We start from the raw sequence: 1,099 nt of genomic DNA, 5'->3' as shown, positions 1-1,099 counted from the left end.
ACAGTTGAACTCCTCCGGAGTTCCGGGGAAAGCCCGTTATCTGCCGCCAGTTACACTGGCGGTGATGAATCGTGTCATCCCTTCGGGATGGAGGCCCAGCGCCAAAAAACCCGCTGGTCAGGATTGCAAATCACCACCAGCGAGGGGCAGGCGGGTATGACAATAACTTACAATATTCCCCCAAATCTCCATGATTAACTGATAATGCTTGTATAAGAGGTTCAGGCCCTCGATTACTTCATCGGTAATAAAAGGATATTCGTGTGTAATCAAGTTTCTTGTTTCGCGGAGCAGCATCCATTCATCGGCGCTTGAAATAATATTCAGTTGTTCAAGTTTTGACACCCGGTCGATAAAAGGTAAACTGCTTATTTCTTCGCCCAGGTTTTCAAGGATTGCAGGGAATAACCTTCCTCCCATGCTGTCCTGCATCTTGGAAAAACGAAAAATTAACTGGTCAAAGAAGCTCAATTCTTCAGGTTGAAGCTGCAAATACTTCTCTTTATCGAGCGGAAAGTGCTTTTTGATTTTCTCATGGGCGAAGCTCATCCGTTCGCTATGGATCGTACAAAGCTGAAGAGCCTCATGCAATTTATCTCTTTTGTCATTGGTCATAATTCAACTCTTTGACGGATAATGGAACGATAGAAATTTTTCTTTTGCCGGGTAGTGTCATTATCAAAAACCACATCAATTTTCCGGTCACCAATTTCTGCTTTGAGTTGTGCCAGAAAGCGAATTTTTGCCTCCAATGATAATGTTTCTTCTTGGGTATTGTTTATGAGTAAGTCGATGTCTCCCCCCTTTTTATGATCATCGGTACGTGAACCAAACAAATAAACGGTGGTTTCCTGCCCAAAATGTTTTTTGGCAAGTTTATTAATCGAATCTATTTGAAACCGTGTTAAACGCATGAATCAAAGGTATTAAAAACTTGATTTTTTGCAAAACCACTACAAAGCGTGGCAATCTGCCTGCCAGTTTCGCCGCCCTGTCCCAAGCCGTCATTGCGTGCGCAAACACGAAGCGGGGTGAACGTTCAACAGTTGAACTCCTCCGGAGTTCCGGGGAAAGCCCGTTATCTGCCGCCAGTTACACT

The 1,099-nt window shown here is 44.0% G+C and carries 2 protein-coding genes; both read right to left on the bottom strand.

Annotated elements, in window-relative coordinates:
- Nucleotides 1–117: 117 nt before the first annotated feature.
- Entirely contained in the window at nucleotides 118–615 is a 498-nt protein-coding gene (locus N2K84_RS20160) for a hypothetical protein (RefSeq protein WP_282593637.1), read from the bottom strand.
- Complete coding sequence (locus tag N2K84_RS20155) at nucleotides 612–914, bottom strand: nucleotidyltransferase domain-containing protein (RefSeq protein WP_282593636.1); 303 nt, start codon at nucleotides 912–914, stop codon at nucleotides 612–614. Before N2K84_RS20155 ends, N2K84_RS20160 begins: the two co-directional genes overlap by 4 nt.
- Nucleotides 915–1,099: the final 185 nt, after the last annotated feature.

This window comes from Gaoshiqia sediminis (genome assembly GCF_025907915.1).
GTDB lineage: Bacteria > Bacteroidota > Bacteroidia > Bacteroidales > Prolixibacteraceae > Gaoshiqia > Gaoshiqia sediminis.
Note: the sequence above shows the minus strand (reverse complement) of the source record. Positions and strands in the feature narration are given on the sequence as shown.

What these genes read in the sequence shown, in the direction of transcription:
- N2K84_RS20160 (WP_282593637.1), bottom strand. Translation starts at nt 615, where the DNA reads ATGACCAATGACAAAAGAGATAAATTGCATGAGGCTCTTCAGCTTTGT.
- N2K84_RS20155 (WP_282593636.1), bottom strand. Translation starts at nt 914, where the DNA reads ATGCGTTTAACACGGTTTCAAATAGATTCGATTAATAAACTTGCCAAA.